General features: G+C 46.8%; 23 protein-coding genes, 2 tRNA genes and 1 pseudogene. 19 read left to right on the top strand and 7 right to left on the bottom strand.

The window, feature by feature from the left end:
• From HMPREF0721_RS02020 to HMPREF0721_RS02045, 6 genes are all read left to right on the top strand, one after another.
• A complete protein-coding gene (locus HMPREF0721_RS02020; RefSeq protein ID WP_050786939.1) occupies positions 1-2,349 on the top strand; it encodes a U32 family peptidase in 2,349 nt (782 codons plus the stop codon).
• Between the two features lie 12 nt (positions 2,350-2,361).
• Positions 2,362-4,743 carry an endonuclease MutS2 gene (locus HMPREF0721_RS02025; protein ID WP_006597868.1) on the top strand — a complete coding sequence of 794 codons (2,382 nt, stop codon included), beginning with the start codon at positions 2,362-2,364 and terminating at the stop codon, positions 4,741-4,743.
• 73 nt (positions 4,744-4,816) lie between these two features.
• Complete coding sequence (locus HMPREF0721_RS02030) at positions 4,817-5,251, top strand: Fur family transcriptional regulator (protein ID WP_006597869.1); 435 nt, start codon at positions 4,817-4,819, stop codon at positions 5,249-5,251.
• A 45-nt stretch (positions 5,252-5,296) separates the two neighbouring features.
• Positions 5,297-5,791 (top strand): peptidylprolyl isomerase, encoded by a 495-nt coding sequence (locus HMPREF0721_RS02035; RefSeq protein WP_006597870.1) that lies wholly within the window; start codon positions 5,297-5,299, stop codon positions 5,789-5,791.
• 237 nt (positions 5,792-6,028) lie between these two features.
• The gene (gene argF, locus HMPREF0721_RS02040; protein WP_006597871.1) at positions 6,029-7,048 is read left to right on the top strand and encodes an ornithine carbamoyltransferase; all 1,020 of its coding nucleotides are present in this window, start codon (positions 6,029-6,031) and stop codon (positions 7,046-7,048) included.
• A gap of 13 nt (positions 7,049-7,061) precedes the next feature.
• Positions 7,062-8,546: a phosphohexomutase domain-containing protein gene (locus tag HMPREF0721_RS02045; RefSeq protein ID WP_006597872.1), complete on the top strand. Its 1,485-nt coding sequence runs from the start codon at positions 7,062-7,064 to the stop codon at positions 8,544-8,546.
• Between the two features lie 58 nt (positions 8,547-8,604).
• Here HMPREF0721_RS02045 and HMPREF0721_RS02050 read toward each other — a convergent pair whose 3' ends face one another.
• From HMPREF0721_RS02050 to HMPREF0721_RS02060, 4 genes are all read right to left on the bottom strand, one after another.
• Positions 8,605-9,456, bottom strand: coding sequence for a DegV family protein (locus HMPREF0721_RS02050; protein ID WP_040639842.1), 852 nt, complete (start codon positions 9,454-9,456; stop codon positions 8,605-8,607).
• Positions 9,457-9,555: 99 nt separating this feature from the next.
• Positions 9,556-10,860 carry a glutamate-5-semialdehyde dehydrogenase gene (locus tag HMPREF0721_RS02055; RefSeq protein WP_006597874.1) on the bottom strand — a complete coding sequence of 435 codons (1,305 nt, stop codon included), beginning with the start codon at positions 10,858-10,860 and terminating at the stop codon, positions 9,556-9,558.
• Positions 10,861-10,904: 44 nt separating this feature from the next.
• Positions 10,905-11,075 carry a hypothetical protein gene (locus HMPREF0721_RS11710; protein WP_006597875.1) on the bottom strand — a complete coding sequence of 57 codons (171 nt, stop codon included), beginning with the start codon at positions 11,073-11,075 and terminating at the stop codon, positions 10,905-10,907.
• 107 nt (positions 11,076-11,182) lie between these two features.
• Positions 11,183-11,788: a secondary thiamine-phosphate synthase enzyme YjbQ gene (locus tag HMPREF0721_RS02060; protein WP_006597876.1), complete on the bottom strand. Its 606-nt coding sequence runs from the start codon at positions 11,786-11,788 to the stop codon at positions 11,183-11,185.
• 82 nt (positions 11,789-11,870) lie between these two features.
• Between HMPREF0721_RS02060 and HMPREF0721_RS02065 the strand changes: the two genes are divergently transcribed.
• From HMPREF0721_RS02065 to tnpA, 3 genes and pseudogenes are all read left to right on the top strand, one after another.
• Positions 11,871-11,947: transfer RNA gene (locus HMPREF0721_RS02065), tRNA-Pro, on the top strand.
• Between the two features lie 21 nt (positions 11,948-11,968).
• A tRNA-Pro gene (locus HMPREF0721_RS02070) sits at positions 11,969-12,045 on the top strand.
• 176 nt (positions 12,046-12,221) lie between these two features.
• Positions 12,222-12,701: pseudogene (tnpA, locus tag HMPREF0721_RS11415) on the top strand (IS200/IS605 family transposase).
• Positions 12,702-12,823: 122 nt separating this feature from the next.
• On the opposite strand, the gene HMPREF0721_RS02075 reads toward tnpA, so the two are convergent.
• The 3 genes from HMPREF0721_RS02075 to HMPREF0721_RS02090 form a co-directional block, all read right to left on the bottom strand.
• The gene (locus HMPREF0721_RS02075; protein ID WP_156788677.1) at positions 12,824-13,252 is read right to left on the bottom strand and encodes a hypothetical protein; all 429 of its coding nucleotides are present in this window, start codon (positions 13,250-13,252) and stop codon (positions 12,824-12,826) included.
• Positions 13,253-13,585: 333 nt separating this feature from the next.
• Positions 13,586-14,830, bottom strand: coding sequence for an aminopeptidase (locus HMPREF0721_RS02085; RefSeq protein ID WP_006597879.1), 1,245 nt, complete (start codon positions 14,828-14,830; stop codon positions 13,586-13,588).
• Positions 14,831-14,922: 92 nt separating this feature from the next.
• Positions 14,923-16,125: a tRNA(Met) cytidine acetate ligase gene (locus HMPREF0721_RS02090; RefSeq protein ID WP_050786942.1), complete on the bottom strand. Its 1,203-nt coding sequence runs from the start codon at positions 16,123-16,125 to the stop codon at positions 14,923-14,925.
• 240 nt (positions 16,126-16,365) lie between these two features.
• On the opposite strand from HMPREF0721_RS02090, the gene HMPREF0721_RS02095 reads away from it, so the two are divergent.
• The 10 genes from HMPREF0721_RS02095 (at position 16,366) to ffh (ending at position 26,850) form a co-directional block, all read left to right on the top strand.
• Positions 16,366-17,562, top strand: coding sequence for an acetate/propionate family kinase (locus tag HMPREF0721_RS02095; protein ID WP_006597881.1), 1,197 nt, complete (start codon positions 16,366-16,368; stop codon positions 17,560-17,562).
• A gap of 115 nt (positions 17,563-17,677) precedes the next feature.
• A complete protein-coding gene (locus tag HMPREF0721_RS02100) occupies positions 17,678-18,178 on the top strand; it encodes a YceD family protein (RefSeq protein ID WP_006597882.1) in 501 nt (166 codons plus the stop codon).
• A gap of 37 nt (positions 18,179-18,215) precedes the next feature.
• Complete coding sequence (rpmF, locus tag HMPREF0721_RS11420; protein ID WP_083798122.1) at positions 18,216-18,392, top strand: 50S ribosomal protein L32; 177 nt, start codon at positions 18,216-18,218, stop codon at positions 18,390-18,392.
• A 52-nt stretch (positions 18,393-18,444) separates the two neighbouring features.
• Entirely contained in the window at positions 18,445-19,473 is a 1,029-nt protein-coding gene (gene plsX / locus HMPREF0721_RS02105; protein WP_006597883.1) for a phosphate acyltransferase PlsX, read from the top strand.
• Positions 19,460-19,693, top strand: a complete 234-nt coding sequence (locus HMPREF0721_RS02110) for an acyl carrier protein (protein WP_006597884.1) — start codon at positions 19,460-19,462, stop codon at positions 19,691-19,693. The genes plsX and HMPREF0721_RS02110 overlap by 14 nt, the downstream gene beginning before the upstream one ends.
• A gap of 81 nt (positions 19,694-19,774) precedes the next feature.
• Entirely contained in the window at positions 19,775-20,464 is a 690-nt protein-coding gene (rnc, locus tag HMPREF0721_RS02115) for a ribonuclease III (RefSeq protein WP_006597885.1), read from the top strand.
• Between the two features lie 3 nt (positions 20,465-20,467).
• Positions 20,468-24,046, top strand: a complete 3,579-nt coding sequence (gene smc / locus HMPREF0721_RS02120; RefSeq protein ID WP_006597886.1) for a chromosome segregation protein SMC — start codon at positions 20,468-20,470, stop codon at positions 24,044-24,046.
• Between the two features lie 30 nt (positions 24,047-24,076).
• Complete coding sequence (gene ftsY, locus HMPREF0721_RS02125; RefSeq protein ID WP_006597887.1) at positions 24,077-24,994, top strand: signal recognition particle-docking protein FtsY; 918 nt, start codon at positions 24,077-24,079, stop codon at positions 24,992-24,994.
• A gap of 108 nt (positions 24,995-25,102) precedes the next feature.
• Positions 25,103-25,489: a sigma factor-like helix-turn-helix DNA-binding protein gene (locus HMPREF0721_RS02130; protein ID WP_006597888.1), complete on the top strand. Its 387-nt coding sequence runs from the start codon at positions 25,103-25,105 to the stop codon at positions 25,487-25,489.
• Positions 25,490-25,503: 14 nt separating this feature from the next.
• Complete coding sequence (gene ffh / locus HMPREF0721_RS02135; protein WP_040640183.1) at positions 25,504-26,850, top strand: signal recognition particle protein; 1,347 nt, start codon at positions 25,504-25,506, stop codon at positions 26,848-26,850.
• Positions 26,851-26,875 lie beyond the last annotated feature (25 nt).

The following is a 26,875-nucleotide window of genomic DNA, read 5'->3' on the forward strand; positions in this document are numbered from 1 at the left end:
TTGAAACAAAAAAACAATAGGCCGGAAATTTTGGCACCGGCGGGCAACGAAGCCGGCATTATCGCTGCGATTAATGCCGGCGCCGACGCTGTCTATTTTGGCGGAAAATTTTTTAACGCCAGACAGCGGGCTGATAACCTGGATGAAAAAGCCATTCGTCATTGTGTGCGTTTGTGCCATCAGCATGACATCAAGGCCTATTTGACATTAAATATTTTAGTAAAAGATAGCGAGTGGGATGAACTGCTCGACTATCTTTGTTTTTTGGAAACGTCCGGACTCGATGGATTAATTGTTCAGGACCCGGGCCTTATTTGGGTTTTGCGGCGATATTATCCGCAAATAAAATTACAAACCAGCACACAAGCGTCGGTCGGCGGTCTTTTTGGCGTATTATTTTTTGAAACGATGGGATTCACGCGGGTGGTTCTGCCGAGGGAAATGCCCATTGCCGAAGTGTATGATATCAAAAAGCACAGCCGGATAGAGCTCAAGGTCTTTGCTCACGGGGCTTTATGTTTTGCCAGATCAGGACAGTGCCTGATGAGCAGCCTGATCGGCGGGCGCAGCGGCAACCGTGGCCTATGTGCCCAGCCTTGCCGGCAATACTATCATCTGATGGATACGCAGGGGAAACCAGTGCGGGAGGGCTATTTGCTGTCGATGAAGGATTTGAACACCCAAACGCATCTGGAAGAAATCGCAGATGCCGGCGTCAGTGCATTCAAAATTGAAGGCCGGTTAAAAAACCAAGCGTATATTTATGCGACAACCAAAGCCTATGCGCAGATCCCTGAGGATGCGAAACAAGCGCCGATCAATTTGGATGCGATTTTCAGCCGAGATTTTACCGCCGGCTGGCTTTTTGATCTGCATCATCATATCAATGCGCACGTTCAGAAAAAAAGAGGCGAGTTGATCGGTGAAGTTGAAAAGGTGGGCAGGCGTGAAATGGTCGTGACACTAAAAAAGGGTGTGACGCTGGCAGCAGGAGACGGATTGGCCTTCGGGAAAGCTGCCGATCGTGGCATGCGGGTCGAAAACGTTCAAAACATTCGCGGGCAGGGAAACCGCGTCAGGGTTTTCGGCCATTCGGCAGCGCGAGCACATGAGCCGGTCTATCGCAATAAGAACAGCCGAATGCTTGCGGCGATTGCGTCAGCGGCAGAAAGGCCCGTCGATTTTAATCCGCTAGCCTTGTCGATTGATTTGGATCTGAAGAAAGACCGACCGATTCACTATAAGGCACGTGCGGATGAACGACAAATTGAAGGCCGCATTGCAATCGTGCCGTCACGGGCCCAGAAGCATCCGCTGGATCAAAAAATGATTCAAGGCCAATTGCAAAAATTGGGCGGGACGGATTATCTTTTGGCGGATTTGCATATAAAAATGACGGATGCTCTTTTTTTATCGAAGAAAGACCTTAATCGGGTTCGCCGCGGAGTGATTGAACAATTGGATGCTCCTGGAAAACGCAAGATTGATTTGTCGGTATTATGGTCAACCCCAAGAAAAATTCGGGATGGGCACCCCCCGATATCCCTTGAAGTCAGAGGGCTTGATCAAATAGAGGCACTGCGCGAATGTCAGCCGGATGAATGGGTTTTGCCATTGGATGGCGTCAAATCCATACCGCGGTTGCATGGACTGGTTCAACAGTTAAAAAAAGAAAACGCCGCGGTCAGAATCGCTTTTCCGCATATCATGAACACGCAAAGCTGCCGCTCACTGGCTGCCCATTTGGATGAGATTGAAGCAATGGCGGCGGATGGTTATCTGGCTCGCAATTATGAAACACTTTATCTTCTTCGGCAGATAAAGCGGCCGATCGAAGCCGATGCATCTTTGCATGTGTTTAACACCGTGACGACCAAGGCCCTTGGCGAATGGGGGTGCGCTTCGGCCGCAATCTCTCATGAATTGGAAGCACCGGCGATTCAGTCGCTGTTAAAAAGATCGGCGTTGCCTTTGGTGCTTTCGGTATATGGTTTTCAGGCGGTCATGTTTTCGGATAATTGTGTGGTTGATTGCGATAAGAAACAGTGTTCCCGGTGTCCGCATCACGGCTTATATTTTTTAAAAGATCGCATGGGAAAGGTATTTCCGCTGGTGCTGGACAAAGCGGGGAAAACGGTGATCTATAACGCGGACAAGCTTTTTTTAACGCCTAAAATGCTCGAACCATTAAAAGGGATTGATCGCTATCGCATCCACGTGCTGAATGAAACGGCGGCAGAAATTTCGCAGGTGATGACAATTTACCGCAGCGGTCAAATGGCGAATCTGAACCAATTGGATGAGGGGCAGCATTTTACAGCGGGCAATTTCAAGCGAGGCGTTCAATAAAGAGGAGTATCAATGAATGACAGAAGTCTAAGGGTTCTCGAATATCCCCAAATTTTAGAAAGGGTGGCGGCACTTTGCGTGACAGATGGCGGAAAAGCTGCCGCGCGCCGGCTGCGGCCGTCATCCAGATTGGAAGAGGCCGATATCTGGCTGGACTGGACAGACGAAGCCACGGGAATGATTTTAAGAAACGGCCGTGCGCCCATGGCCGCGTTGTGCAACATTCCGGAGTATGTCCATCGGGCTGAAATCGGGTCAACGCTTTCGATGCGTCAATTGCTCGAAATTGCAAGCAGCCTGCGCGTGGTGCGGGACATGCAGGCATATTTTGATGAAGATCCGGAACAAGAAGCGTTAAACCGGCTGCACAACGATTTTGATGCACTGGATCCCTGTGCCGATCTGGAAGCGGAAATCTCCAAGAAAATTATCGGGCCAAAGGAAATGTCGGACCGTGCATCCCGGGCGCTTAATCAGATCCGCAAGGAGATAACGGCTAAAAACGCTCAGATTACCGATAAACTCAACAGGATCATTTCGTCATCGGCCAATGAAAAAGTGCTTCAGGAACGCATTATTACGGTCAGGAATAATCGTTATGCGGTGCCGGTTAAACAAGAATACCGCAACCAGATTCCCGGCATTGTGCTGGATAAATCGGCAACGGGAGCCACCCTTTTTATTGAACCTGCCGCTGTGGTTCAGCTCAACAATGAATTGAAAATTTTATCGGTTGAGGAGGAAAAAGAAATAGCGCGTATCCTCAAAGCGCTGACCGAAAAGATCGCGGCATATAAAATGGTCTTAATCGCAGATTACGATGTGCTCGTGCATCTGGATTTTGTTTTTGCCAAGGCGGCATATGGTTTGAATACGGGCGGTGTGCGCGTCGCTTTTAAAGATGATCGGGAAAACGTTTTGCAGTTGCTGCGGGCCAGGCATCCGCTGTTGGATCCAAGACAGGCCGTTGCCTCTGATATTGCGGTGTCCAAGGATATTCACACCATTGTGATTACCGGTCCGAACACCGGTGGGAAAACGGTCACGCTGAAGACGATTGGATTGCTCAGTGTCATGATTCAATCCGGATTGTTTGTGCCGGCGCGGGAAGGGAGTTATACGCGATGCTTTCGCGAAGTATTTGCCGATATTGGCGATGAGCAAAGCATTGAACAATCGCTCTCCACATTTTCGGCGCATATGAAAAACACGGTGAATTTTATTGATAAAGCTCAAAAAGACGATCTCGTGCTTTTTGATGAATTGGGAGCGGGAACCGACCCGACGGAAGGCGCGGCGTTAGCCATTTCCCTGTTGGAGGTGCTGCACGCCCGAGGCGTGACGACGGTTGCGACAACCCATTATAGCGAGCTGAAAGAATACGCCTTGACAACTTCAGGGATTGTCAATGCTTCGGTTGAGTTTGACGTAGAGACTCTCCAACCTACCTATCGTTTGCTGATTGGTATTCCCGGAAAATCAAACGCTTTTGAAATTGCCCAAAAACTGGGATTAAAACCGGAAATCATTGCGCGCGCGCGGGCTTATGTCAGCAAAGAAGCCAGTCGGTTTGAAGACACCTTGGATGTGCTTGAGTCAAAGCGTCGGGAGATGGAACGGCGATTGGAGGAAGCTGAACGCAAGGAATTGGAGGCGCAGGAAAAAACGGCGCAGATTGAAGAACAAATGGCGGCGCTCAAAGCAACACAGGAAACGATTCTCAATGAAGCCAGAGCTAAAGCCGATGCCCTTGTGACGCAGACGCAGCAGAAAACAGAAGCCATTTATCGGGAAATCCGTGAAATTCAAGAGCATACCAATCAGCAAATTGATAATAAAAGATTGGAATCCCTCCGCAAACAGATGCATAATGCCCATCAGCGCGCAGGTGCAGAAAAAAGAAAAAAACAGAAGCCGCAAAAACAACGGCTTGATGTTCAAACGTTAAAGCCAGGAATGACGGTGTACCTTGAAAATTTCCATAAGGAGGGCGAAGTTCTTGAGGTTAAGCCCGGTACACATCAGGTTTTGGTGCAGGTGGGTCCCATGAAGATAAAGGTTGGGGAGAAAGAACTTTCGGTTTTAACACATTATGGAAAGGCATTGGACAAAAAAGCGACGCCAAAGAAAACTAAAAGTTTTGACCGGCATGCGATGAACACGCGTTTAGATCTTCGCGGACGAACGGCCGAAGAAGCGGTGTACATGGTTGAAAAATTTTTGTCGGATGCGGTTGTTGCCAATGCATCCCAACTCACCATTGTTCACGGCAAGGGAACAGGTGTTTTGCAACGGGTTGTGCAGGATTATCTGAAAAAATCGAATATGGTTCGAACTTTTCGCTTCGGCAATCCCAGCGAAGGCGGAACCGGAGCGACAATTGTTGAATTATAGTTTTAAATTAGAGATGCATTTAAGAAATAATAGTTATAATCTGAAATCATTCAAAAAGGAAGTAGGATAGTGCATGCCTAAAATAGACATGAAACAAAGAGATTCCAGGGAGCAACGCATCATAGATACCATCCGGCGCTGTGGGTTGCGTGCAACACCGCAGCGGATCGAGTTATTAAAATTATTACGGGACACGAAAAGTCATCCGACGGCAGAGGCATTAATGCAGATGGCCAATCATGAGGGATTTAATTTGTCGATGGGGACCGTTTATAATACGCTCGACAGTTTTGAGAAAAAAGGGTTAATTTCTCGGGTTCATGGATCAAACGATGTGATGCACTATGATGCAGAAACAGATTTTCATGTGCATTTGGTGGACCAATCCACAGAAGAGATTGTGGATCTTTTTGACGATGAATTGGAAGAATTAATTCGCAGACGTTTGAAGGCCAAATTTCCGAATGGCTTTAATCCCCAAAGACTGGAAGTAACGATTTACCAATAAGATTTCTAATGATCAGAATTTAAAAATCAGGAGAAGATTAGACGGATGACAATAACAAATCCTAAAATTCAAATTGAAATGGCCAATGGCGGTATTGTAAAAGCGGAACTTTATCCGGAAGTGGCGCCGATTACGGTCGAAAATTTTGTCAAACTCATAAAAGAGGGTTTTTACGATGGGTTGATTTTTCATCGCGTTATCCCGGGCTTTATGATTCAAGGCGGAGATCCGGAAGGCAGTGGTATGGGCGGCCCAGGCTATAGCATCAAGGGAGAATTTGCTTCCAATGGGGTGGAGAACGATCTGAAGCACGATCGCGGCGTTCTTTCCATGGCCAGAAGCATGATGCCTGATTCTGCCGGTTCTCAGTTTTTTATTATGGTCGAAAAGGCCCCGCATCTGGATGGCGATTACGCTGCCTTCGGGCAAGTGACCGAAGGCATGGATGTGGTTGACGCGATTGTTAAGGCACCACGTGACACGATGGACAAACCACTTGAGGATCAGCAAATGACCAAGGTCACTTTGATCGAAGAATAATAAAAACATAATAAAAAAGCCGTTTATGATATATACGTTCCGGGTTGCGTGAGGTATGTATGCATAAACGGTTTTTTATTGCAAAGCTGCATTGTCAGATTGGTGGATGGAATAATCATGCATTCAGGGGAAATGAATCGCGTTGCCACGCTGCAATTTAGCAAGTAAAAGCATTGAACTTCGTATGTATTTCGGGTAAAATATTAAAACGGCCATTTGAATGGAAAGGGAAACACAATGCAATTAAAAGGTAAAAGTTTTTTAACGCTTCGTGATTTTTCTCCAGAAGAAATCACATACATGATTGATTATGCCCAGGCACTTAAAGCGAAAAAAAAAGCCGGACGGCGAGGAAATTTGTTGTCAGGCAAAAATATCGTTTTGCTTTTTGAAAAAACGTCGACGCGCACGCGATGCTCCTTTGAAGTCGCAGCCTATGACGAAGGTGCCAATGTTACTTTTTTGACCAACTCGCAAATGGGAAGGAAAGAATCCATCGAGGATACAGCCAGGGTGCTGGGCCGTTTTTACGACGGCATTGAGTTCCGCGGATTTAAACAGAAAACGGTGGAGGATCTGGCAAAATATTCCGGGGTGCCGGTTTGGAACGGCTTGACGGATTTTTATCATCCGACACAAATTCTTGCGGACATGTTGACGATTCGTGAAAATTTTGGAAATTTAGCAGGCCGCAAATTGGTGTTTGTGGGCGATGCCCGAAATAATATGGGCAATTCGTTGATGATCGGCTGTGTGAAATTGGGCATGCACTTTGTAGCACTGGCGCCGAAATCTTTGTTTCCGGATAAAAATCTGGTGGAAGCAATGCGCGGCGTTGCGGCGCAGACCGGAGGATCCATCACATTAACAGAAGATATGGCTGCCGGCGTGAAAGGTGCCGATGTGCTTTATACCGATGTTTGGGTCTCCATGGGTGAAGAAAATCAAATGGCCGAACGCATCGCCCTGCTGAAAGATTATCAGGTCAACAAAGCGATGGTTGCGGCGACCGAAAATCCGGATGTGATTTTTTTGCATTGTTTGCCCGCTTTTCACGATCTAAACACGACTGTTTCAGCTTCGGTGTTCAGAGAATACGGTCTGGGCGAAATGGAAGTGAGTGATGCGGTTTTCCGAGCCCCTTATTCCAAGGTATTCGATGAAGCGGAAAATCGGATGCACGCCATTAAAGCAGTGATGTGTGCAACGCTGGCTGATAATCGTCTGGATGCTGACGGCAAACCGATAGTGGATTAAAAGGAGTTAAGAAATGATTTTAAGAGGGATTGTTGAGCTCCAAAACGGAACAGACGTCCGGGGAATTGCCGCAACAGGAGTTCCCGGTGAAGATATCAATTTAGACGATAATAAAACCATGAAAATTGTTTACGCTTTTATCGAAGGGTTAAAGCGTCAATTGGGAAAAGATAAACTTAAAATTGCCGTTGGCCGGGATAGCCGTGTCTCCGGTGAATTGCTGGCTCAGGCAGCCTGCGTTGCGGGTGTCTGCACAGGCTCGCATGTGTATGACTGCGGATTGGCCACAACACCGGCCATGTTTATGACCACGGTGGATCCGTATTTGCAATGTGACGGTGCGGTGATGATTACGGCCAGTCATATGCCGGCCAATCGCAACGGAATTAAATTCTTCACGCGAAGAGGCGGTATCGAAAAGGGCGAACTGGCGGCTGTGCTTAAGGAAGCAGAAGAGACTGAAACATCCTTCAACGGAGGACAACGAACCGATTCAAATTTCATGTCGGTCTATGCCGCCAATATTGTTGGAACTGTGCGCAGTGAAACCGGTAAGATTAAACCGTTGGCCGGGCTTCATATTGTCGTGGATGCGGGAAACGGTGCCGGAGGTTTTTTTGTCAAGGATGTATTGGAGCCCCTGGGAGCGAATACCAAGGGATCACAGTTTTTAAATCCTGACGGTCACTTCCCCAACCACATTCCGAATCCGGAAGATTCGGACGCGATGGCCTCGGCAATCCAAATGGTTAAAAAAAGTCATGCAGATATGGGGATTATCTTTGACACCGATGTTGATCGATCGGCCATCATTGATGAAAATGGTGATCCGATCAATCGCGACGCATTTATTGCGTTTATTGCAAAAATACTTTTGGACAAATATCCGGGAACAACCATTGTGACAGATTCAGTGACATCCACCGGCCTTGCAGATTATATCAATGCGCACGGAGGTAAACACCGCCGTTTTAAACGGGGCTACCGCAATGTTATTAACGAGGCGATTCGCTTGAATAAAGCAGGTGAAGAATGCCATCTGGCGATGGAAACCAGCGGTCACGGGGCCATTAAAGAGAATTATTTTCTGGATGACGGTGCTTATCTGGCCACAATGGCATTGATTGAATTGACTCGGCTGAAAAAGGAAGGAAAACCCCTTTCGCGTTTTCTGGAGGATTTGAAACAACCGTCAGAATCCGAAGAATTGCGCTATCGCATTAACGCTGACAATTTCAGGAAAAGAGGGGAGGCCATCCTCAAGGCATTTGAAAAATTTGCGGCGGAACAACCGGGGTGGTCGCTTGAGCTGCCCAATGAAGAAGGGGTTCGCGTTAACTGTGGGGCAAAAGCAGGCAATGGCTGGTGTCTCATGCGCCTTTCGCTTCATGAACCTAAGATGCCAATCAATATTGAGTCCGAAGAAATGGGCGGGTGCGCTAAGATAAAAGCCGTAATAAATCAGTTTGTGTCTCAATATTCAGAACTTGAATTGTAATTTTAAGAGCAATAAAAAAGAGAATGCGTTTTCTCATTCTCTTTTTTATTGGCAAATTTTAAAAAGAAATAACAATGCCACCGTTATCGGCGTAAACCGTGCTGAGACCGCCGGCTTCTAAAATAATAATCTCTTTAAATTTAGCGCCGGCCTTGATAATTTCTTCCTTGAGTTTTAATGCTTTTTCCGGTGCGTTAACGTGTGAAATGGCGAGGATGCGCATGGGTGCATTAACGACCTCTTCAGTGATAATTTGAGCCAGCCGAATCATTGTTTTTTTATGTCCGCGGCATTTTTCTTTGAGCTCAATCTCGCCGGAAACGCCCATCATAATGGGGATGATCTTTAAAACTTTTCCCACAAGCGCAACGGAATGCCTGATTCGGCCATTTCTCACCAAATTGTCGAGCGAGTTAAGCACAAAGAAGATAGACATATGGGCAATGTAATCTCGGACAATGGGAATTAAATCGACAGCCGAAAGATTGCGCTGGACTAATTCGATGATTTTAAGCACGGTGAGATCCTCGCCGGTTACCGCGGAGAGAGAGTCAAAAACATAAACACGATCGCCAAATCCCGCGTCTGCGGCCATCTGTTGGGCTATGCTTGCCGCATTATAACAGCCGCTGAGGTGTTTTGAAATGGTCACAATGTAATTCATGGTATTGGGATCAAACGCATCAAAAAAATCTTGAGGAGAAGGACAGGCCGTTCCGATTTTATTTCTGCTCAGCTGCATTTTATCAATCAATTCCGCCTGATTGAGATTGCGGTCGATGATTTCTTGATCATCAATAATGATTTTAAAGGGAATACGTTCGTAAGCAATGGATGAATCAAGCGCTGACAAATCCAATTCTGTGCAGCTGTCCATAATAATTTTAGTATTGAGGTTTTTGGGGCCCATGGGATCTCCTTGACAGACGAGATAATTTAATTGGTCGCAGTACATTCATCAATGATTTTTAATTATTATATCAAATCGAATTAAACAGATGAATGCCTTTTACAGTGGACATTTCTTTTGAAGTGACCGATGTGTAAATTGCGCTTGTCCATTGGCATAATCGGCAACGATCTGGCCATGACCGATTAATTTATACTTATAGCTGACTAAGCCTTCCAAACCCACTGGCCCTCTGGCGTGTAATTTGCCGGTTGAGATACCGACTTCTGCGCCAAAGCCGTAACGGTACCCGTCGGCAAAGCGCGTGGAGGCATTAACATAAACACCGGCAGAATCAACCAATGTCGTAAAGCGCTTGGCGGCATCGCCATTTTCTGTCACGATAGCGTCCGTATGGCCGCTGCCATAACGATTGATATGGCGAATGGCTTCATTAAGAGAATCGACGATTTTCACAGAGAGTGTATAATCCAAGTATTCTGTTTCCCAGTCAGCTTCGGTTGCCGGATACACAGAGATGTAATTTTGAACTTTAGCATCGCCGCGCAAAGTCACATGGGCTCGTTCCATTGCCGATTTTAAAGCCGGCAGAAAATCAGCGGCTATCGCCCGGTGCACCAGTAAAGTTTCGGCAGCATTACAGACAGAAACATATTGAGCCTTGGAATCGACAGAAAGAGCGACAGCTTTTTTCAGATCGGCATCTTGATCGATATAAACATGGCATAATCCGTCGGCGTGTCCCATGACAGGAATTGTCGTGTGATCCATGATATATTTGACAAAGGCATTGGAGCCCCGGGGGACAATCAAATCGATCGTTTCATTTTGGGCCAGCATATCATTCACATCTTCCCGGGTTTCCAGATTTTGAATCCAATTTTTCGGCAAGTCAATTCGTTGTGTGGCTCCTTGGATAACTTTAAAGAGAGTGCGGTTGGTGCAACGGGATTCGTGCCCACCTTTTAATAAAACGGCATTGCCGGATTTGAGACAGAGCGTTGCAATTTGAACAAAAGCATCGGGGCGTGATTCAAAAATCACGCCGATGACGCCGATGGGACAAGTGACGCGGTACAGTTCAAGCCCTTTGTCTAATTCTGTTGCCATTTGTGTGAGACCGATAGGATCAGGCAAATGAATGAGGCTTTCAATGCCGGCGATCACATCTTCGATTTTGTTCGTATCAAAGCGCAGTCTTTTTAGAAGTGGCGTATCAAGTTTGTTGGCCTTTGCCATTTCTAAATCTTTTTGATTAGCTTCAATAATAAAGTCTTGCTGTGACCTAAGCGCAGAAGCGATAGCCTGTAAAGCCTGATTTCGTTTGTCTTCGGTTGTTGCCGCCAATAAAATGCTGGCATCGTGGGAGAGAGTTCCTCTCTCTGTCATGTTTAATGGTTTCATGAATTGCCTCGGATAAGAATCTAAAAATCAGAAATATTAGAGAATCAGCCAGTATAGGAAAGACCATACATGGCGATAATACCAACAATTAGCGCGATGACTAACACCATCGCACCAATCCGATGCCAAGGTTTAACAGTTTGATGGGTTTCACGCCGGGCGGAATCATAATGATTGTTTTTTTTCTTGTGTTTATTTTTTTTATGATTTGACATAATAGCTCCTTATTTTAAACAGTTAAAGATCACTAAAGGCTGATATCCTTATTTTATAATAAAAGCATTAAAATAAGTTAATATTGACGACAGGCTATTCAGATGATTTATTTTTTTTGATTTTTGGGTTTCATATGGTTTTTCAAAATGGATTCACCGTTTTCTTTAAAATATTCTGTGTGAGATTCACGGTATTCACGACGCATTTCTTCGATGATTCGTTTTTCTTCTTCAGCAGCGGCCCTTTCTTCAGCAATCATTTTTTGATTAAATTGTCTGAGCAGCTCGGAACCCTGAGCGGTTTCACCGCCAGCAAACGTTGTTCCCATATGAGAAATAAAGATCATGCGGTCTTTTTTCGGCCCGCCAAAATCAGCGGCAAAAATACCTTGATGAAGACCAAGAATCAAGCTGCCTTCGTGCACAGAGATGCGCAGAGATTGACCGACCAGCGCCGCCTTAATGCCGGGTGTTGCCGGACCAGTGTATTGCATGCCATTGAAGCGGGGAACAACATGATCCAGGGCTTTCAAATAATCCTTTGCGATGGAGGGATTTTTTGGGTCGGCGAAGGTCAAGCCAACTGTGTTTTCCGGCGTTTGCAGTAGGATTTCTCCATTTTTAATTCGTTCAGCCTCAATATAATGATGAACTTCCTCGGTTATTTCACAAATATCTTCAAAATTTTTTGAAGAAAAATGAATCATTTTCATAAAAAACCTCTCAAAAAAGACTTGATTTTAAATCTGCCTTATTTTATAATAAACACCGTTGATTTGCAAATCGTAAGAGTGTCGGGGTGTGGCTCAGTTTGGTAGAGCGCTGCGTTCGGGACGCAGAGGCCGGAGGTTCAAATCCTCTCACTCCGACCATTCAATTTAATATTTTGATTACGGGGTGTGGCTCAGTTTGGTAGAGCGCTGCGTTCGGGACGCAGAGGCCGGAGGTTCAAATCCTCTCACTCCGACCATATAGCAATAGGCAGACTTTGGTCTGCTTTTTTTGTATAGGTAAAAAATCAACCACCTGCCTGCTATCCAGGTGAGTTTCCCAATAACTTTAGCTTCAAGGAAAAATAAAACCTCCAAGGTATAATGAAGTGCAGCTCCGTCAACCGCATAGACTAATACAAAGGAGGCATCTTAGATGGATAAAAATAGTTTATCACATACGAGATGGGAATGTAAGTACCATATAGTGTTTGCACTAGAGTGTCAAAGAAAAATGATTTATGAAAAAATTAGAACAGATATAGACCGTGTTTTAAGCGAACGGTGCAAGAAAAAGGGATAGAAGTTTCTGAATTATATACACATGTTTGTGAGAATGCCATCCAAATACAGCGTGTCAGAAATAATGAGATACTTAAAAAGGGAAAAGTTCGCTAATAATATTCGAGCGGCATGCCAATCCGAAATATAAATATGTGAATAGGCATTTCTGGAGCAAGGGGATATTATATCGATACAATGGGAAAGAATAGGAAGAAAATTCAAGAGTATATACGAAATCAATTAAAGGGAAGATTTAGAATATGATCAAATGATATTAGAAGAGTATACCGGCCCGTTTATGGATGGATGCGCCGGTAAAACAAAGCAAAATAAGATAACGCTTTTGTGTTAGCCTGGGGCACAGTGTGGAAGACGGGTCATTCATAGCCTTTTTATAAGGTAGGTAGGAAACAGCGGTTTATAGTTGCAGAGCAAACCACCGGCTTAGACAGTGGTGATAATTTTAAAAGGAAATTATTCATATCGAAGCACATCGATGGGGTTAAGTTTCGCGCCCCTGTTCGCCGGATAAAATCCCAAAAGACGCCAATCGCAAAAGCAAATCCAAAGAAGAATGCCAATGATCCCACCGGTATTGGCATGGCTGTCATTATCTTGTTTGGAGAGTGTACGCTCCTGTTTGAAGTGAACGGATTGAATATCAAAATAATTTTCGTTGATGCCTATCAAGGAAATATTCGCCCGTATTAAGCGGCCATCGGACATGGTGAGGACCCGGTTGGTTTCAATGGACAATTTGGCATTGTGGGTGCTGAGCACAATGGTTTTGCGCTGATCCTGATTTAGATTTTGAAATAAATGCATGACGCGCTCGCCGGTTTTGCTGTCCGGAGTGCTGGTGGGCTCGTCGGCGAGGATGAGATCCGGGTCGTTGGCCATCACCCGGGCGATGGCTTATCCGCCGGATAATTCATTGGGCTGATGCTGCATGCGGTCTTTCATCCCTACCATTTCGAGGAGCAATTCAGCACGCTCGCGGCGGACTTTCTTGTCCATCTCCGCATGAACCATGGGGATGGTGACATTTTTGAGCGCTGAGATGCGGGGAATTAAATTGAAATTAATGATATTGATTTTAGACGAGTGAGTGCTTTGGTTCAATTATGAAAGCGAAAAAAGTGCTTGATTTAAGCAAAGTGACAGATTTTGAATGGTATCAGCGCATAAAAAAGACGTCCGAAGACGTCCGCCTGTGCAGGCACAGGTGAAAAAAGTTTAGAGAGGATTGGCCCAATTGCCATCCACAAAAATCGGCGTTTCGTTGCCTTCGGCATCGAGTCCAACGATGGATAGGTCTTTGCTGCCCACCATGAAATCGACATGAGTGGTGGAGATGTTTAGTCCGGCTGCAGCCAGTTCCGTTTCGCTCATGTTCTGGCCGCCCTCAATGCAGGTGGGATAAGCTGCGCCGAGGGCAAAATGGCAGCTGGCGTTTTCGTCAAAAAGCGTGTTGTAAAATAGAATACCCAAATTTTGAATTGGAGAGTCGTAGGGCACGAAAGAAATTTCACCGAGCATATTGCTGCCGGGATTGGCTTCGACCAAACTTTTCAGGGCGTCAAACCCCTGTTCGGCATGGTAGCCGACGACTTTGCCGTCTTTAAAGGTGAGGGCAAAATGATCGATCAGCTGGCCGTTGTAAACCAGAGGATGAGAAGCGGCCAAGGTGCCGTTGACGCGGGTTTTGTCCGGAGCAGAGAAAATTTCTTCTGTAGGGATGTTGGGAAAGAAGGCAATGCCGTCTTCCGCAATTTCCGAGCCGCCGGCCCAGATATGATTTTTGGGCATGCCCACGGTGATGTTTGTTCCCAAGGCGTTTTTGTAAACAAAGGCGTCAAACTGTTTGTTGTTGAGAAAACGGACCTTTTCTTCAAAACTGGCATTATGTCGATGCCAGGCAGCGGCAGGGTCGGTCAGATTGGTGCGAGTGGTTTCGAAGATGGCGTTCCAGAGTTGTTCGACGGCGGCACTTTTCGGAATATCCGGGAAGACTTTCCGTGCCCATCCTACCGTTGGAACTGAGATTACGCACCAGCGAATTCGGTCGTTTATCACAGCCTCGTGGTATTTTTTGGCGGCGGCCTGCGCTGCATTGGAAGCGGCTTTGACGCGATCGACATCGACACCGGCCATCACGTCGGGATCGTCGGCGTAGATGGAAATCACCGCGACTTGGTCGTCGACATAGCTGTCCATCCGTGCTTTCTGCCAGGCGGGGATGGTGGTTAAGGCTTCGAGATCAGCATGATCATAGCGCATGCGGGAGAGGCGTTCATCATTGTAGCGAATAGCGACATCTGCCGCACCGCGGTCAAAAGCCGCAGCGGCAACCTTATGGGCGAAATCGGCGCAGTCGATGGGAGCGTTGATGATCAGGGTTTGTCCTTCCTGAAGGTTGACGCCCAGCGCCACCGCCAGATCGGCTAAATTTTGCTGCTTAGTTTCAAATGAGATAGTCATATGGGGATCCTCTTTCGTTCGATAGTTTGCGGTTGTGAATCGCGGGAAATAAATCAGGAGTTTTTGTTAAAGTGAGCCTGTTCAAACTGGCTTTAGTATCGCTTAGGATTCTGAAGATAATCTTTATGATAAATCGGTCGGTCGGCGAGCATATTCCATAGATCCTGGGCACGGACGTCAAGATCTAAAATGGCACGCTGTGTCGGGGATAACCGTGTTTGATTGCTGCGGAGATTGGTTAAAATCGGCAGGCTGCATTGATTGCGCAACTGCGCCAGAAGTTGTTGCCCGCGACGATTAAAGGCTAAAACGCGAAGATAAGGGACGAATACTGTTTGCAGGGACATAAGCGTCTGCCTGGAAATATTTAAGGCAAGATAGGCCAGAATGCGGCGTACGCGGCTTTTAGGGATGCGCTTTGAAGAGACCCGGTCAATAATCGCCTCGTATTTTGGAGCAGCGGTCAACGCGTTTTGAAGGGAAAATTCCAGCCCTTCACGCACTTCCGGCAGGTTGCGCAATTGTTCCAGATCGGCGGTGATAAGCTTTGAAACGACAAGACGTTGATATCGGGTACATATTTGAGGGTAATGGCCTTCGGTTAGGTGCTCAATATCGTATGGAATACCGGCGGCAATGGTTTTGTCATCGCTACGACACAGCGCATTGCGGATGGCCGAGCCAGAAAGCAGACTGCCATCCGTATTTTGATTATGATGCGCCGAACCCAGCCGGGGAACAGGAATGGGGCAGAGGCAGGCGGTCTGTTGCCGAATCGCCTTGAGGTATTCGATGGCGAGAATATTATTGGGATAACGGAGCAAATCGGCGGCATCCTCGCCTAAAATTTTTTGGATGGCCTGGCTTCTGGCCGCAGCAAATCCGATGCCGGCGGCGAGGCGGTCGGCAAGCTCGCGCCGAAAGGCCGACGGCTCTTCGGCGAGATAATGGGCGAGTGATTGCAGAAGGGGAAGGTCGTCGGTTTCTACGCCAAAAGCAAGGGTATCCAAACGGCATGCGTTAAGGATAGCGACAGCGCCGGCGGCAAAACTTTCCGCCCGTGCGCAAGCAAAAATGGCCGGCAATTCACAGACAAGATCTGCGCCGCCGGCCACGGCCCATTCGGCGCGCTGCCATTTGTCTGCACAAGCCGGCGTTCCGCGCTGCACAAAGGCGCCGCTCATTAAAACCATGACCGCGTCTGCTTGGGTGCGTTTTTGTGCGGCATGCAGATGGTAGCGATGTCCGTTGTGAAACGGATTGTATTCGGCGACGATTCCCAATGTTTTTATCAACTGTTTTTTCCTCCATTTGTGACAATACGCAGGCTGTCCATCAATAAAGATTTTGATCATTTTATCATTAAAATCTGAGGGCCGGTGTATTTGACTAAAAAAATCACTTTTTCGCGCAAAAAAATAAACGAACTAAATAATTAGAAGTGATAAGATATCACGTATTGTGATACAATATAAATGAAGTATCGTCATTCCGAGCAAGATGCTTGGAGAAATAGAAAAGGAGAAACATCAGGAATGAAAGTACTCGTTATTAACGCCGGCAGTTCGTCGCTGAAATATCAGCTGTTGGACATGGACACAGAAAGGCTGCTTGCCAAAGGTTTGGCAGAAAGAATCGGCATTGAAGGTTCCGTTGTGACCCATGAACCGGTTGGCAAAGACAAAGTGAAATTTGAACGTCCGATGGAAACCCACAAAGAAGCGCTCGACATCATTATGAGAGCCCTGGTGAACGAACAATACGGTGTCATTAAGAGTCTCAACGAAATCGATGCGGTGGGCCACAGAACAGTTCACGGAGCAGAATCCTTCGCTTCTTCTGTTGTGATTAACGACGAGGTGATTGAAAAAATGGAAGAATGCTCTGTTTTGGCGCCGCTGCACAATCCGGCCAACCTGATCGGGATCCGCGCCTGCCAGGAAGTGCTGCCCAATGTGCCGATGGTTGGTGTTTTTGATACCGCTTTTCACCAGACTATGCCGAAGGAAGCTTATATTTATCCGTTGCCTTATGAGCTTTATGAAAAATATCGCATTCGTAAATACGGTTTCCACGGGACTTCTCATCGTTATGTCTCGCTTAGAGCGGCAGAGCTTTTGAATCAGGACCTCAATCAGTTAAAATTGATCTCCTGTCATCTGGGGAATGGGGCCTCTATCGCTGCTATTCGCTACGGCAAATCCATTGACACTTCCATGGGCCTGACCCCATTGGCAGGGCTGGCCATGGGAACGCGTTGCGGCGACATTGACCCTGAAATCATGATTTTCCTGCGTCAGCATGGCTATACGACAGAAGAACTGGATCACATCATGAACAAAGAATCCGGTATTTTGGGGATTTCCGGCATTTCTTCCGATTTCCGTGACGTCGAACAGGCCGCGGATACGGGCAATAAGAGAGCGCAGCTGGCCCTGGATGTTTTCCATTATCGCGTTCGCACAACCATTGGCGCTTATGTGGCGGCAATGGACGGGGTTGACGGCATTATCTTTACGGCCGGTTTGGGTGAAAATTCAGCATCCACTCGCTCGGCGATCTGCAGCGGACTGACGTATTTGGGGATTAAGCTCAATGCGGAAAAGAACAGCAAGCGCGGCGAAGAAATGGTCATCTCCACAGCAGATTCCGCTACAAACGTTATGGTGATCCCGACCAATGAAGAATTGATGATTGCCCGAGACACCGTGGAATTGGTTCAAGGCAAATAAAGTCGTGAATTGAGGGTTTACGCACTCAGGAACATTTATTAAAATGATCAAGGTTTTTTCTTGACAAAATGGGCAGATCTCATTTATAATTTGACTTGCCCATTTGGAGTTTATTATGAAAATACGATTGACAGAGCTTTTTGGCGGCAAACCATTTTCCTTGGATTTTGAAGTCGGACCGGCAGATATTGTCGATGCGAATCAAGAGCTGAACGGCAAGATCAGCGAAGAAGGTCTTCATATTACAGGGGCGGTAACCATGTTAAGTCGTCAAAAAGTTCAAGTGGAACTCAATGTAAGCGGTAATCTAGTATTTCCTTGTGCGAGATGTTTGAAACCAACGATTTATCATTGCCGAGAAGCTTATCAAGATACCTTTACATTAGATCCGGAGATTGGTGAATTCGATTTGATTCCTTGCGTGGAAGAATGTCTTTTCATCAATGAACCTTATCGTGTTCTCTGCAAGCCCGACTGCAAGGGATTGTGTCCGCGTTGCGGGACTGATCTGAATCAAGGCTCTTGTAATTGTGGAAATGAATCAGAGGAAGATGATGGGATTGATCCGAGGATGGCCAAACTAAAGGCACTTCTTGATGATCAGAAAAGCAAATAACTGTTGCAATCAAACAGATTGTTGGGAGGTGTAAAAGATGGCAGTACCGAAGCATAGATCATCCAAAGCAAGACGTGACAAGAGGAGAACACACTACAAATTGAGTGTGCCAGGTATGAGTGTTTGCCCGAAATGCGGCGAAACCAAATTACCGCATCGTGTTTGCAAAAGCTGTGGAACCTATAAAGATACCGAAGTATTAGCGGAAGATTAAGACAGAGTTCAAGACTCTGTTTTCTTGTTTTAAGGGATATTCTGAGAGCCATATGCATATTTATGTAGACGCGATGGGCGGTGATAATGCGCCGGAAGCAATTGTCAAAGGATCTGTCGACGCCGTGAATGAATGGGGCCTGTCGCTGACTTTGGTCGGGAAAGGTTCTGCTATTCAAAACGTGCTGACATCGTTGTCCTACCCGGAGGATGCCATTCAAATCTTGGAGGCGGATGAGGTGATTGGTTTTGATGAAGAACCGGTCCGCGCCGTTCGCCGAAAGGATAATTCGTCTTTAGTGATTGCCCTTGAGGCGATGAAAGCGCAAGATGATGCAGTGTTGGTCTCTGCAGGGTCAACCGGGGCATTACTGGCGGGCGGCTTATTGAAACTGGGACGTATTAAAGGCATTAAACGGCCGGCACTTGCAACGCCGATACCCAGAGGAGATCATGTGACGTTGTTGCTGGATTCTGGTGCCAACGCGGACTGTAAAGCGGAATATCTTTTGCAGTTTGCCTTGTTAGGGACCGTGTATTGTAAGAATGTGATGCATATTGAGAATCCTAAAGTTGGATTGATCAATATCGGCACAGAGGCCGAAAAAGGCAGCACAATGGCAAAGGAAGCATACGCATTGCTTAGCCAGAGCAATTTAAACTTTATCGGAAATGTTGAAGCGAGAGATATTCTGACAACAGAATCGGATGTCCTGGTGACGGATGGTTTTACAGGGAATATTATCCTGAAATTTTTAGAAGGCGTATCCAGTTATCTGTTGCGCGGACTGAAAGATGCCATCACCCAATCTACTAAGGGGAAAATTGGCGGAGCCCTTATTCGCGGTAATTTACGATCGTTTAAAAAGCAATTCTCAGCAGACGAGGTTGGCGGCGCTCCCTTCTTGGGGATCCGCGGTGGTTTGATTAAAGCTCATGGCTCGTCCGATGCTTATGCGATGAAAAATGCCATTCGTCAGGCGACGCTTTATGCCGATGGCCAAGTGCTTGAAAAAATCACAGCGGCTTTGTCTGAAGAGAATCATGTTAAAAAAAATACAGGAGAAAATGAAAATGAGTGACAAATTTGAATCCGTTAAGAGCATTATTGCTGAACAATTGGGTGTTTCCGAAGACGAAATTACGGAAGAAAGTAACTTGGTAGAAGATCTGGAAGCTGATTCTTTGGATATCGTTGAGCTGGTCATGGCTTTCGAAGATGAATTCGGCGTTAAAGTTCCGGATGACGAACTGGAAAATGTGAAGACCGTCGGCGACATTCTGAAGGTCCTCGACAAATAATCTTTATCTAAATGATGATGAGCTCCCTGGACCAGGGAGCTTTTCTTGATATGGTGAAATTTTAACAATGGAGAATCGCGTATGGAAGCATTGAAACTACAGCAAAGCATAGGATATATTTTTAAAAATCAGGCATATTTGCATGAAGCATTGACCCATAGTTCGCATGGCAATAGTGAGAAGAATAACGAGCGCCTGGAATATTTAGGGGATGCTGTTTTAGAGTTATCGATCTCAGATTATTTGTTTAAGCACTTTGATTTTGATGAAGGCAAAATGACTAAATTGCGGGCCAGTATCGTTTGCTCCGAATCGTTGTCGCAGGCAGCGCGGCGATTGCACTTGGGAAATTACCTTCACCTGGGAAAGGGTGAAGTGATATCCGGGGGGAGAAGTCGGCAGTCGATTCTGGAAAATGCGTTTGAGGCCATGCTGGGAGCGATTTTTTTGGATTCAGATTATTCGACGTCGCAAAAGAAAGCTATCGAACTTTTGTCCGACAATATAGAGATGGCGATTGCCGGCCGTTTGACCAACGACTATAAAACAGCGCTGCAAGAACTGATTCAAAAGCAAAGCGATCATGTTATTGAATACGTTCTTGATAAGGCGGATGGTCCGGAACACGATAAAACTTTTTTTGTCACTTTGATGATCAATGGGCAGATGAGCAGCAACGGCCGGGGAAAGACAAAAAAAGAAGCGGAGCAGCAGGCGGCCAAGAAAAGCCTGCACGCGCGTCTGAGGCATGAAAAAAGCCCATCGGAGTAACGCATGCATTTAAAATCACTGCGAATCACAGGATTTAAATCCTTTGCGGACACGGTTGAATTATCTTTTGATCAAATGATCGCTGCGATTGTCGGGCCGAACGGCAGCGGCAAAAGCAATATTATCGATGCGATACGCTGGGTTCTGGGAGAGCAGCGGAGCAAATCTCTTCGCGGAAAACGCATGGAGGATGTGATTTTTTCCGGAAGCGATTATCACAAGCCGATGAATTATGCAGAGGTCGTTTTAACTTTGGATAACGGTTCGGGCTATCTGGCAGACCAACCGGATGAGGTCAGCGTGACGAGAAGGATCTTTCGTTCCGGGGAGTCCGTTTATAAAATTAATGGCAGACAGGTTCGTCTGAAGGATATCCAAGCGATTTTCGCCGATACGGGTCTTGGCCGCAATGGGTATTCGATTGTCGGCCAGGGCAGCATCGAAAATATTGTTAACAGTTCGCCTCAGGCGCTCCGTGAAATCGTGGAGGAGGCCGTGGGCATTGTCAATTATAAAATGCGCAAACAAGAGGCTGAGCGAGAATTGACGACAGCTCAGGAAAACATGGATCGGGTGTTGGATATCCTTGAGGAACTCAATCGCCAGCGCAAACCTTTAGAAAAACAATCGGCAAAAGCCAAACGATATTTGAAGCTGCGGGAAGAGCTTAAAGCTGTGGATTTATTTCGTTTTGATGAGCGTTGGCGGGATCTAAGCGATCGATTGGCACAAAGTGATGCACACATTGCAGACGCGAATGCACAGATCAAACAAACGGAAATCGCACTCCACGATGCGGATGCCCGTTATCAGCGCCTGCGCGTTCAAAATCGGAACCAATTAGTGGCGCAGGAGGATTTAGAGGCTCAGGCAGAGTCGACACGTCAGGCCTTGACCACCGTTAAAGAAAGCAAGGTTGTGTTGGCAGAGAAGATCCGACACGGCCAGAATGACATGGATAAACTTCGCGAGCGGGAAAAGCTTCAGGATGAACAATGGCAGTCAGCCCAAAATGCGCTTGCCATTGCTCAGGAGGCGGTTGCCGCGGAGCAGCAAAAACTAAAGGACCTTACCAAAAAAATGGGCCGCTATCAGGCGAAAGATCGGGCATTGGCGCTTTCTTTGCAGACCATTCAGGAGAAAATGGACCGCCGGATGCAGGCAGAACAAGCGTTGAGCGATCGTCGTTCCGCTTTGGCAAAGCAGCAATCACAATTAATGGCGGAGCAAGCATCTCTCGAAACGCGGATGACGATTGCTCAGCAAAATTTACAAACCATCCGCGCCGATATTCAAGATCGCAAGCAGCAAATCGAGGCGATGCAGGTGACGCTTGAAGCCCGACAAGTGCGGACGGAGCAACTGAATGCAGAAAATCAAACGCTTCAAAAACAATGGGAAGCGGAAAATCAGACGTATGAAGATTTGCTTAATCGATATCGGCTGCAGAAAAATAATTTGCAGGTTGCCAATTCCAAGTGGACGTATTTAAAAAACGCACAGGATCGGTACCAAAATTATTATCCTGGGATTCGGCTCATTATGAAGCAGGATGTTCTGCCGGATGTCGTTCGCAAAGCGGTTTACGGACCGGTTGGAGAACTGATGGACGTGCCGGAAACTTTAACCCAGGCCATCGATACGGTTTTGGGCGGTCGGAGTCAGAACATCGTGGTGGCAAAAGTAGAAACAGCGAATGCCTGCATTGAATTGCTTAAAAAGTATCGCGCGGGACGCGAAACGTTTTTGCCGTTGGACAATCTGCATTTTCGCTCTTTGGACAGCCGCGGACGGGCAGAACTTCTGAAACAAAGCGGCGTATACGGGGTTGCCTCTGAATTGGTATCTTGTGACACAGCTGTGCGGCCGGCGATCGACAGCCTTTTGGGGCGGGTGGTGGTCGTCCGCCATTTCGACGTGGCCAAACCGATTCGGAAACGTTTTCGACAATTGACGATCGTGACCCTTTCCGGAGAAGTTTTTTATCCGGGGGGAGCCATTGTCGGCGGGACGTCGAAAAAACAGAAAAATTCTCCGATTGCCCATAAAGCGGAGCTTGTAAGATTACAAGCGGAACTTAAAACGCTGAAAACCGAAGGTGCGGTTCTCAAGCGGCGATTGGCCGAACAAAAGATTAAAATTGATGACCTGAAAGGGAAACGGGCGGCGTTAAAAGAGGATCAAACGCATTGGGAGCAGGAAAACTGGCAGCAGGAACAGTGCCAAAAAGCCTTGAAACAGCATTTAAAAAATTTGCAGGATAACCTTGAAACGGCAGAAAATACGGATCGCGATCTGCAGGTACAAAACGAAAACCGGAAGCAAACTCAAAAAACGCTCGAACAAAGGATGGCTTCTCTGGCTGACCGGGAAAATGGCGAGGAAGTCTTAACCGCAAGAAAAGCAGATTTGGAACGACAGCGTTTCAAACTGCGCGAAGCATTATCAACGTTGGAGATCCAAAAAGCACGATCAGAAGAAATCTGCCGACAGAGCAATCGCTTGTTAACCGAACGGAAAACGCAGATTGAAAGCCTGGCCAGTGAGCAAAAACGTATGCAGATCGAACGAGAAAAAGGATCGGCGGCTCTGGCGGCAGCCCAAAAAGATTTGACGCAGGCCCAGGCACAGATCGCTGAGATTGAAGAAAAGCATCAGCGTATTACAGCGAAGCGGCAAACCCAAAATGAAAATCAAAAGGTCATAACCCTGGAGATTGAAACGATGGACGGGCAAATCAGAAGCTTCAACCACGATTTGGTTGTTCAAAATGAAGCGAAAAATAAACTGGAGATTGCTCAAAACCGAATTTTGGCAGTAAAGGAAGGGCTTGAGGAGAAGATTAGAACTCGCTACGATTTTAATCCGTTAATGGTTTCAGACTGGCTGGCAGATCATGATTTGTCGGAAGCGGATGTGAGTGAGAAACGCCAGCAAGAGCTGAGTCAGCAGATAGAGGCCCTCGGCAATGTGAATGTCGGCGCAATCGAAAGTTTTTCAGCATTGAACACGCGCTATCAATTTGTCCGCGGACAATACAGAGATTTGGAAAGCAGCAAGCAGGAAGTAGAGACCATTATCCAGGCGTTATCCGAAGCGATGACCACACAATTTGCCGAAGGGTTCGAGAAATTGCAGAAGTCCTTTGGAGAGATTTTTAAAATTCTGTTTGAAGGCGGTCAGGCTTCCCTGCGCTATGAAGATCCCGACCATATTTTGGAAAGTGGCATCGAGCTTATGGCGAGACCGCCGGGAAAACATTTGAAACAGCTCTCGCTGTTGTCCGGCGGGGAAAAATCCATGACGGCCATCGCCCTGCTCTTCGCTTTTTTAACCTTGAATCCGTCGCCGTTTTGCGTGATTGACGAAATTGACGCCGCGTTGGACGATCACAATATCGATCGTTTCACGCGCTATTTGGAGACCGTCGCGGATAAAACCCAATTTATTTTAATCACGCACCGAAAGAATACCCTCAAGGTGTGTGATACGATTTACGGGGTATCGATGGCTAAATCGGGAGTCTCCAAATTGTTGTCCATTCATATTTCAGATTATACGGAGCCTAAAAGGCATTCTTAAATGGAAAGTTTAAAAAGAAAGAGGTAAAAAATGGCATCTTTGTATCAGCGGATGAAAGATAAACTGGCAGGCACCAAAAAGAATTTTTCTGAGAAGATTAACCGTGCCCTGTATTACAAAAATCTGGATGAAAATTTTTTTGATGAGCTGGAAGAAAGTTTGATTCTGTCGGATATGAGCATTGAAACGTCAGAAGCCATTATCGACCAGCTGCAAAAAGAGATTAAACAAAAGGGGATTAAAAAAAGCGAGGAAGTTTTAGGGCTGCTTGAATCCATTATGACGGAGATGGTCACGGTGACGGCGGCTCCGATGCAGATGCCGGCCGTGATGTTGGTGGTCGGGGTCAATGGTGTTGGGAAAACCACCACGATTGCCAAATTGGCTCAGCGCTATAAAAACGAGGGAAAGACGGTCATGCTGGCGGCGGCGGACACCTTTCGGGCGGCTGCGGCAGAACAACTGGAAGCCTGGGCAGAGCGCATCGGTGTGGATATCATTGCCAGTGCATCGGGAGCCGATCCGGCATCGGTTGTTTATGATGCACTGCATGCGGCACATTCCCGACATGCGGATGTGCTGATCTGCGACACGGCCGGACGTTTGCACAACAAAGTGAATTTGATGAATGAACTTGAAAAGCTCAGCCGGATCATCGACCGGGAGGGCCAAGGCTTTGATGTGCACAATTTGCTGGTGGTTGACGCGACAACCGGGCAAAATGCTCTGACCCAGGCACGCACCTTTAATGAAGCCGTGCATTTAAGCGGTATCGTGATGACGAAAATGGATGGCACGGCGAAAGGCGGTGTGGTGATTCCGATGATTAATGAATTGAAAATCCCCGTTGAATATGTGGGCCTCGGTGAAGGCGCGGATGATTTGGTGCCCTTTGATGCCCGCGAATTTGTGAAATTACTTTACGATACCAGTGATTCGGGCGCGTGAACGGCCGCACATGTTTCAAGAAAGCGTCAAGACAAATTGTCAAGAAAAAAGCTTGACAAAGAGACGGCGAATCTGTAAAATATAAAAGCTATCGGAGTCAAAATAGAGATGCAGAATAGAAATGAAAAGGTCCGAGAAAAAGTTGAGGAGCAAATTCTCTTCGATTTTTATGGTGAGCTTCTGTCGGAACGATTGAAGTTGGTGCTGAGCTATTACTACAACGAGGATTGCTCCGTTTCTGAAATTGCGGAACTGACACAGATGACGCGGCAAGGGGCATCCGATGCGCTTCGACGCGGGCGTCGGCAGCTGAAGGTCTATGAAGAAAAATTGGGTCTAGTCGCACGTTTTCGCGATAATCGAAAACTGATCAGCGACACGGCGGAGGAAATGGCCGGCGTGATGGATGATCCTCAGATCGGAGAGAACGCGAAACTGCGACAAACGCTGGCAGATATTGCGAACAAAATTCGGCAATTCGCCGATGCATTTTAAAAGGCTGGTGAATGATGGTATTTGAAGGATTGAGTGAAAAATTTCAAGACATCTTTGCTGGTATGCGCCGCAAAGGGAAATTGGATGAAGCTGACATTAAAGCGGCGAACCGGGAAATCAAACTGGCCCTTTTAGAAGCGGATGTCAACTTTAAAGTGGTCAAGCGGTTTACCAAAGCCGTTAGTGAGCGGGCGCAGGGCGAAGAGATTTTAAAATCGCTGACACCTGGCCAGCAATATATTAAAGTCGTTAATGATGAAATGACTCGATTGCTCGGCGGCGAAATCAAACCGTTGGAGCTTCAGAAAAGCGACTTGAATATTTTCATGATGGTTGGATTGCAGGGCGCCGGCAAAACCACGACGGCCGGTAAAATTGCCAATCTGCTCCGGAAAGAAAACAAATTGAAGCCTTTGCTGGTGGCCTGTGACGTTTATCGCCCGGCAGCCATTGATCAGCTAAAGGTTTTAGGCGAACAGCTGGATATTCCGGTTTACACCATGCCGGGAATGAAGGAACCGCGGATTATTGCCAACCAGGCGATCAGTTATGCCCAAAAACAGGGGTATAATTTGGTGATTTTGGACACGGCAGGGCGTCTGCAAATTGATGAACGCCTGATGCGTGAACTGATGGATATCAAGGAGTTGGTCCATCCTACGGAAACCTTGTTGGTGGTTGATGGTATGACCGGTCAGGAATCAGTCAACGTTGCGAAAAGTTTTGATGACCAGTTGGACATTTCCGGAGTGGTGCTTACCAAATTGGATGGGGACACGCGAGGCGGTGCCGCCTTGTCGGTTACTTACACGACCGGTAAGCCGATTGTTTTCATCGGGAGCGGCGAGAAATTATCGGACCTTGAACGCTTCCATCCGGATCGGATGGCATCGAGAATCCTTGGTATGGGGGATGTATTGTCCCTCATTGACAAGGCTCAGGAGATGGTTGACGAAGAGCAGGCCCGGGCGATGGAAGAAAAAATCCGAAAGGCAACGTTCGATCTGAGTGACTTTTTAGATCAGCTTCATCAATTGCAGAAAATGGGATCCCTTACGAGTTTGCTCGAGATGATGCCGGGGATGAACAAGAAAGCGTTGGCCGGGCTTGATATGGTCAAAACCGAACAGCAGACGAAACGGACCGAGGCGATTATTTACGCGATGACGCCGGAAGAGCGGGCTAAGCCTGAAATCATCAACGGCAGCCGCCGCAAACGCATTGCTAATGGCAGCGGTACCAGCGTGGCGGATGTCAATCGCCTGCTTAAGGGGTTTGATCAGAGTCGTAAGATGATGAAGCAGATGGGCGGTATGGGAAAGGGCCGCAAAAAAGGCCGTATGAAATTGCCGTTTATGTAAACCAGGGTTTACTGAACATAAATTA

Source organism: Pseudoramibacter alactolyticus ATCC 23263 (assembly GCF_000185505.1).
Classification (GTDB): Bacteria; Bacillota; Clostridia; order Eubacteriales; family Eubacteriaceae; genus Pseudoramibacter; species Pseudoramibacter alactolyticus.